Origin of the sequence: Neoroseomonas rubea (genome assembly GCF_016106015.1) — a bacterium.
Lineage (GTDB): Bacteria > Pseudomonadota > Alphaproteobacteria > Acetobacterales > Acetobacteraceae > Neoroseomonas > Neoroseomonas rubea.
Genome location: NZ_JACADQ010000253.1, coordinates 1 through 6,192, shown reverse-complemented (window position 1 = coordinate 6,192; position 6,192 = coordinate 1). Strand labels below are relative to the sequence as shown.

Below are 6,192 nucleotides of genomic sequence, written 5' to 3'. Positions count from 1 at the left end.
CCGATGCCGCGGCCCTGGCCGAGTTGCCGCGTGCGCCGCGCCATTGCGGCGATCCCGGCGGCCGCTTCGTCGCCTGCGAGGCCTTGCAGGCCGCGCTGCCACCGGCGCCGCCCCGGTGCACGCTCTGCGGCGGGCGCCACCGGGCAGATGACGCGCCCTGAAGCCTTTCCTCGCGTCGGGGCCACGCTGCGTGCAGGATCACGCCATGGACACTACCCGCCGCCTCGCCGCCACCGCCCTGCCCATGTTGCTGATCGCCGGCGCGACGCGCGCGGCCTTCGCCAAGCGGGCCGAACCTCTGACCGCCGAAGCCTGCGGCCCTGACGCCGATGTGAAGGGCTGCGCCACCGGCAAGGGTGCGGAGGGCGGTTGCCCCCATTGCGCGGCGATCGCCGGCAAGGACAAGCGCTGACAGGGGACATTCCCGCGCGCGGAATCCTGTTCTAGAAGCGGGCGGCGCCGCATGGCGCACATCGCGAAGGAGCGGCCGGCATGAGCAAGATCACCCGCCAGGGCACCAACCAGATCCTCTCGACTTCGGTCGAGTACCACAATTTCGTCTACCTCGCGGGCATCACCGCCGACGATCTGTCCAAGGACATCAAGGGCCAGACGGCCGAGGTCCTGGCCAAGATCGACGCGGCGCTCGAATCCAACGGCACGGACAAGACGCGCATGCTCTCGGCCCAGATCTGGCTCAAGGACATCCGCGACCGCGGCGCGATGAACGAGCTCTGGACCGCCTGGGTCCCGGCCGGCATGGCCCCTGCCCGCGCCTGCGTCGAGGCGAACATGGCCGACCCGCGCCACCTGGTGGAGATCATGATCACAGCCTGCCGTTGAGGGAATCCTTTCCTCACGCGTTTGGCAGCGCCCGGGCCCAAGGCCCGGGCGTTGTTGTTTTTTGGCCACCACACTGTGGCCCCGTCCAAAACCTGCCCGATTCCTGGGAATGCAATCCCGTTACCGCCGCTACGAGCCCCGTCGTTCAGGGAAATCACATCGGATTTCGCCCGGTAACAGGAGTGCGGGTTGTCACATTCCTGCCCGCGTTGATACCCGGTGGTTACTGACGAGGGGTGAACCCGCTCGGCAAGAATCACCAAGGGGGCTTGGGGGCACATGAAGGCAAGAGGCGCGGCGATCGCATTCGCGATCCTGTTGGGCGGCGTTGGCTTCCTGTCCGAGGGCGCGGAAGCCCGCACCACCGACGCCCGGCAGGCGAACAAGCCGTCTCGTGCCGCCGCGGCACCCGCCACCAACCGTCCGGCCGCAGCTCCCGCCCGCACCACCACGCCCAGCCGCACCGCCGCCGCGCCTGCTCGCGCCTCGGCCGATCGTCAGGCGGACGCCACGCGGCGCGGTTCCGTCCAGCGCGGCCGCAACGGCGCGGTGCAGACCGTCTCGATCGGCCGCTCCAGCCGCGTGACCGCCTTCCGGGGCGGCGGCGGTGGCGGCGGCATCTCCTGCGTGCCCTACGCCCGCCAGGCAACCGGCATGGCGATTAGCGGCAATGGCCGCGACTGGTGGTACAACGCTGCCGGCCTCTATGCCCGCGGCAACCGTCCCGAAGTCGGATCGGTCATGGCCTTCCCCGGCTCGGGCGGCATGCGCGCCGGCCACGTGGCCGTGGTCGAGCAGGTCGTTTCGAACCGCGAGGTCCTGATCCACCATGCCAATTGGGGTGGCCCGGGCATCCGCCGCGGCTCGATCATGCGCGGCGTCTCGGTCATCGACGTCTCCCCAGCCAATGACTGGACCCAGGTGCGCGTCCAGGTCGGCCACAGCAGCGAGAACTACGGCCGCCCCTATCCGGTCTACGGCTTCATTCACAACCGCCCGGACCCGACCGGCGGCACCATGCTCGCCGGCGGCACCGCGCCGCTGCGCGTCAACGCGGCGCAGGCCGCGAGCCTCAGCCTCGAGGAAGTGGCGCAGGCGCCGGCCCCCCGCCGCTGAGGCGCCGCGCCCCGATCGCGACAGGGCCGCTCCGGATCGCCGGGGCGGCCCTTCGTGTTTCAGGCGGCTGCCATCTCCCGGCTCCGGTCCCACAGGTTTGGCACCGAGGCATTGTCGTAGCCGGACACGAAGCGCTTCGTGGCGCCCGTATCGGGATCGAAGACGCTGCGCGCGATCGCGCCGATGTTCCCGCCATAGACGTGGATGGAGATGCTCGCGCGGTCGGCCAGTGCGTTCTCGACCACATGGATGTCGTAGGTGTTCGCGCTGACGGCGACCACCTCCCCCTCCCGCAGACGGTCCACCTGCCCGGGCGTCATGGGCGCGCCGGGGCGCATCTCGGTCGAGACTTCCTCCCCCCGCAGCATCCCCACGAGGCCCCAGACCGTGTGGTTGTGCACCGGCGTCTTCTGCCCTGGGCCCCAGACGAAGGAGACGACGCAGAACCGCTCCAGCGGGTCGCAATGCAGCAGGTACTGTCGGTAGCGGGGGCCGGGGACGGCGCAATCCTCGGGCAGCCAGTCATCCTTCGCCACTAGGCGGCGCAGCAGCGCCGCGCCCTCGGTCAGCCAGCGCTGCTCCGTCGCCGCCTCATCGGCCAGTCGCGTCATGTCGCGGATGAAGTCGCGCAGTGGCTTGATGTCGGTCATGGTGGCGATCCTCCGTCCTTCGCCACCATCATGGGCAAGGCATTTCCACGCGGCAAGGAAACCAGGCGATGCACGAGCACAGGACGGACGGCGCGGAGTTGCTTTTCCTCCCCGCCGGGCAGGCAGTGCCGAACAATCCGCGCCTGCCAGTGCTGCTGCACCGCGGCGCCTTGCCCACCGGCGAGCCCGAGGCCGCCGAGGCGCTGTTCCGCCGCCATGGCTGGCGCCCGGCCTGGCGCGGCGGCATCCATCCCTGGCATCACTACCATTCGAACGCGCATGAGGCGCTCGCCGTCGCCTCAGGCCATGTACGTGTGTTGCTCGGCGGCGAAGGCGGCGTGCAGGTGGATCTCGCCGCGGGGGACGTTGCCGTGCTGCCGGCGGGCAGCGGGCATATGAACCTGGGCGGGAGCGAGGATCTCCTCGTCGTCGGCGCCTATCCCGAGGGCTCGGCACCGCCGGACCAGTTGCACGGGGCGCCGGGGGAACGCGAGCGCGCGATGCACGCCATCGCGGCGACGCCGGCTCCGGGATGCGATCCCGTCACGGGGCGGCCTTACCCGTCGCGCTGAAGAAGAATAAGACCGGGGGAGGTGAACCTCCCCCGAGCCCCCTCCCTTTTTTCTCCGGGCGCCCGGCCGCTGGCCGTGCGCGGGGCGTCAGGCCGCGGTCAGCACGATGCGGCCGACGACCTTGCCGTCCTTCAGCCGGTTCAGCGCGGCATCGGCCTGGTTCAGGGGCATGTTCGTGATCGGGATGGCGGGCAGCGCGCCGGACTGCGCGATGGCAACCAGTTCCCGCAACTCCTTCACATTGCCCACATAGGATCCCTGGATCGTCAGGGCGCGGATCGGCACCAGCGGCAGCGGGACGGACATCTCCCCGCCGAACAGGCCGACCTGCACCAGCTTCCCGCCCTTGCGCAGCGAGTCGAAGCAGAAGCGCGAGGTGTCGGTGCCGTTCACCAGGTCGATGATCGCGGCAACCGGCCCCCCGGCGGCCTCGATGATCTTCTTGGCGGTGTCCGGGCCATCGGCGAGCACGGTGTCGGTCGCGCCCTCGGCCCGCGCGGCATCCAGCTTCCCCTGCGCCACGTCCACCACCACGATCCGCCGATGGCCCTTGGCCCGCAGCACGGCGATCGCGTTCAGGCCGAGGCCGCCCGCGCCGACGACGACGATGGGCTCGTCCGCCGGCAGCGGCATCACCTTGTTGATGGCGCTGAACACCGTGATGCCCGAACAGGCATAGGTCGCGGCGAGCGAGGGATCGAGGCTGCCCACGGGCACCAGGTGCCGCGGCTCGGGTGCCAGCACGTGCGTGGCATACCCGCCATTCTGGTACACGCCGAGGCTGCGCGGCGTGAGGCACATATTGTCCTCGTCCGAGGTGCAGGCGCGGCACTTGCCGCAGCCGACCCAGGGGAAGACGATCATGTGGTCGCCGACCTTCAGCCCCGCGCCATTCGCCTCCGGCCCCCATTTCACGACGCGGCCGACGATCTCATGGCCCATGGCCAGCGGCAGCGTCACGCCGCGGTCCGTCAGCCGCATCTTGCCGCGGGACCCGAGGTCGTACTCGCCTTCCCAGATATGCAGGTCGGAATGGCACACGCCCGCATGGGTGATCTCGAGCAGCACCTGCTTGCCGGTCGGCTCCGGCGTGGGCAGTTCGAGTTCCTTGAGCGGCTTGCCCGTTTCGACGACGGCCCAGGCCCGCATGGCGCTTCCTCCGGTTGCTTTTCGCTGGCCGCATCCGACCGCGCGCGGCGGGGCCGGTCAAGAGAGTGGCCGTGCGTCAGCCCCGGATCTCGAGCACCGCGACGATGTAGGTGTGCGTCTGGTCGTATTCGGGATAGGGCCGGTCGCCGGTATCGCCGAGCGGCGTCTCCTTCCCCCAGTTGTACATCACGCCCGCCTCGTTGACGTAGACCCAGTGGCGCAGCCCGGCATAGGTGCCGCCCTTGTCGAGCTTGTTGCCCACCCCGACGACGCAGTTCCGGTACGGGCGCAGGTTCGCCTGCGTCCAGTCCATCCCGCCCGGCCGCTCGACGCAGGTCAGGCCGAGCCAGTTGATGTAGGCGACGAGCGCGGCCTTGGTCATGCCGATGCCCCAGCCATCCTCGCCGGTCTTCTTGAGGCCCGTCGCGCGCGGCGCGGTGAGCTCGGCGATCTTCAGCTCGCACTCGCGGATCAGTGTCTCGATCGTCTTCTTCGCATGTACCCCGCCGAAGCTCTGGGTGAAGGCGACGATCTCGTCGGCGACCGGCTTGTTGCTCCGGATGAACTTCAGGAAGGCGAGCAGCGATAGTCCGACATTGTATTCGAGCTCGGCTTGGCTCAGCCCCTGCAGCGCATTGCCGCCGCGCTTGAGCAGCAGCGCGTGGATGACCGAGACGAAGCCGCAGACGCCGCCCCAGAAATCCTGGCCGAACAGCTGCGTCCCGCCCTGCGCCTGCGTCTGCGACATTCCGGCCTCCCGCCTTGCCTGGGATGGGGAGCCTGCCGCCTTAACGCCACACCCAACCCCTGGGAGAGAAGGCTACCGAGCACGCAACCTTCGCGGCAAGAGTCGCGTGGTGGGCCCGCGCGTCAGCGCGGCGCTGCGCGCGCGAGGAAGTCCAGCGCCGCGCGCAGCCCCTCCCCCGTCCCGCCGTTCAGGATGGCCGGATGCGCCGGCCCCGGCAGCATCACGAGCCGCCCATCCCGCGCACCTTCCGCCATGCGCCGCGCATGGGCGGCCGGCGTGATGGGGTCGGTCTCGCTCGCCACGACCAGCACCGGCGCGGCAATGCGTGGCAGCCGCGACAGGCTCTCGAAGGGGTGGCGCAGCAGCAGGCCGGTGGGCAGGAAGGGGTAGGTCTCCCGCGCCATGTCCGCGACCGAGGTGAAGGGGCTTTCGAGCAGCACCGCCGCGATGTCCGCCCGCCCTTCGGCAAGCCGCGTCGCCACGCCCGTGCCGAGGCTTTCCCCCCACAACACGATCGGCGCGCCGGGGAAGCGCTGGCGGGTCCAGGCGAGCATCGCGGCGGCATCGCGCGCGAAGGCTTCCTCCCCCGGTCGGCCGGGATTGCCGCCATAGCCGCGGTATTCCGCAAGAACAACGCCATGCCCAGCGCTGTTCAGCACGGTTCCGAGCCCGCTGCGGTCCCCCGCATTGCCGCCATTTCCGTGGAAATGCAGCACGACGGGCATGCCCGGCCGGCCCGGCGCGATGAGGAATGCGAGGTCGAGGCCGTCATCGGTGCGCAGCACCTCCCGCCGCCAGCCTTCGGGCGCGATCAGCGGGCGCGGGTCGGGCAGGAAGATCAGCCGCTCCTGCCCCGCCCAGAGGGCGCCGGTGAGCAGCAGCGGGATCGCGGCGACGATGGTGATGGCGGCAAGCATGCGGCGATACATGGGGGCGCGCGGCGCCGCGTCCTCGTCATTCGCAGGGCTGGCTGCCGACGGCGGCCCCGGCCAGGGCGCCGACTCCCGCCCCGATCAGGGCCCCGCGGCCGGCATCGGCGCTCGCGGACCCCGCAAGCGCCCCCACGCCCGCACCGATCGCCGCCCAGACCCGAGGAGCACGCGCTTGAACCCCA

9 protein-coding genes are annotated in these 6,192 nt (G+C 70.6%); 4 read left to right on the top strand and 5 right to left on the bottom strand.

All coding sequences use genetic code 11. The features are described from left to right. The first annotated feature begins 205 nt into the window (after positions 1-205). The 3 genes from HW577_RS18680 (at position 206) to HW577_RS18670 (ending at position 1,959) form a co-directional block, all read left to right on the top strand. Positions 206-412, top strand: coding sequence for a hypothetical protein (locus HW577_RS18680; RefSeq protein WP_198377653.1), 207 nt, complete (start codon positions 206-208; stop codon positions 410-412). 80 nt (positions 413-492) lie between these two features. Beyond that, positions 493-843 (top strand): RidA family protein, encoded by a 351-nt coding sequence (locus HW577_RS18675; protein ID WP_198377652.1) that lies wholly within the window; start codon positions 493-495, stop codon positions 841-843. A 279-nt stretch (positions 844-1,122) separates the two neighbouring features. Then, the gene (locus HW577_RS18670; RefSeq protein ID WP_198377651.1) at positions 1,123-1,959 is read left to right on the top strand and encodes a CHAP domain-containing protein; all 837 of its coding nucleotides are present in this window, start codon (positions 1,123-1,125) and stop codon (positions 1,957-1,959) included. A 59-nt stretch (positions 1,960-2,018) separates the two neighbouring features. Here the strand turns inward: HW577_RS18670 and HW577_RS18665 are convergent, their stop codons facing one another. After that, a complete protein-coding gene (locus tag HW577_RS18665; protein WP_198377650.1) occupies positions 2,019-2,609 on the bottom strand; it encodes a cysteine dioxygenase family protein in 591 nt (196 codons plus the stop codon). 68 nt (positions 2,610-2,677) lie between these two features. Between HW577_RS18665 and HW577_RS18660 the strand changes: the two genes are divergently transcribed. Then, the gene (locus HW577_RS18660; protein WP_198377649.1) at positions 2,678-3,181 is read left to right on the top strand and encodes a cupin domain-containing protein; all 504 of its coding nucleotides are present in this window, start codon (positions 2,678-2,680) and stop codon (positions 3,179-3,181) included. 87 nt (positions 3,182-3,268) lie between these two features. Here HW577_RS18660 and HW577_RS18655 read toward each other — a convergent pair whose 3' ends face one another. The 4 genes from HW577_RS18655 to HW577_RS18640 all read right to left on the bottom strand — a co-directional run bounded on the left by HW577_RS18655 (position 3,269) and on the right by HW577_RS18640 (position 6,155). Beyond that, positions 3,269-4,330: an alcohol dehydrogenase gene (locus HW577_RS18655; RefSeq protein ID WP_198377648.1), complete on the bottom strand. Its 1,062-nt coding sequence runs from the start codon at positions 4,328-4,330 to the stop codon at positions 3,269-3,271. A 76-nt stretch (positions 4,331-4,406) separates the two neighbouring features. After that, the gene (locus HW577_RS18650; RefSeq protein ID WP_198377647.1) at positions 4,407-5,078 is read right to left on the bottom strand and encodes a hypothetical protein; all 672 of its coding nucleotides are present in this window, start codon (positions 5,076-5,078) and stop codon (positions 4,407-4,409) included. Between the two features lie 122 nt (positions 5,079-5,200). After that, a complete protein-coding gene (locus HW577_RS18645) occupies positions 5,201-6,007 on the bottom strand; it encodes an alpha/beta hydrolase (RefSeq protein ID WP_198377646.1) in 807 nt (268 codons plus the stop codon). A 25-nt stretch (positions 6,008-6,032) separates the two neighbouring features. Beyond that, positions 6,033-6,155, bottom strand: coding sequence for a glycine zipper domain-containing protein (locus HW577_RS18640; RefSeq protein WP_332837762.1), 123 nt, complete (start codon positions 6,153-6,155; stop codon positions 6,033-6,035). Positions 6,156-6,192: the final 37 nt, after the last annotated feature.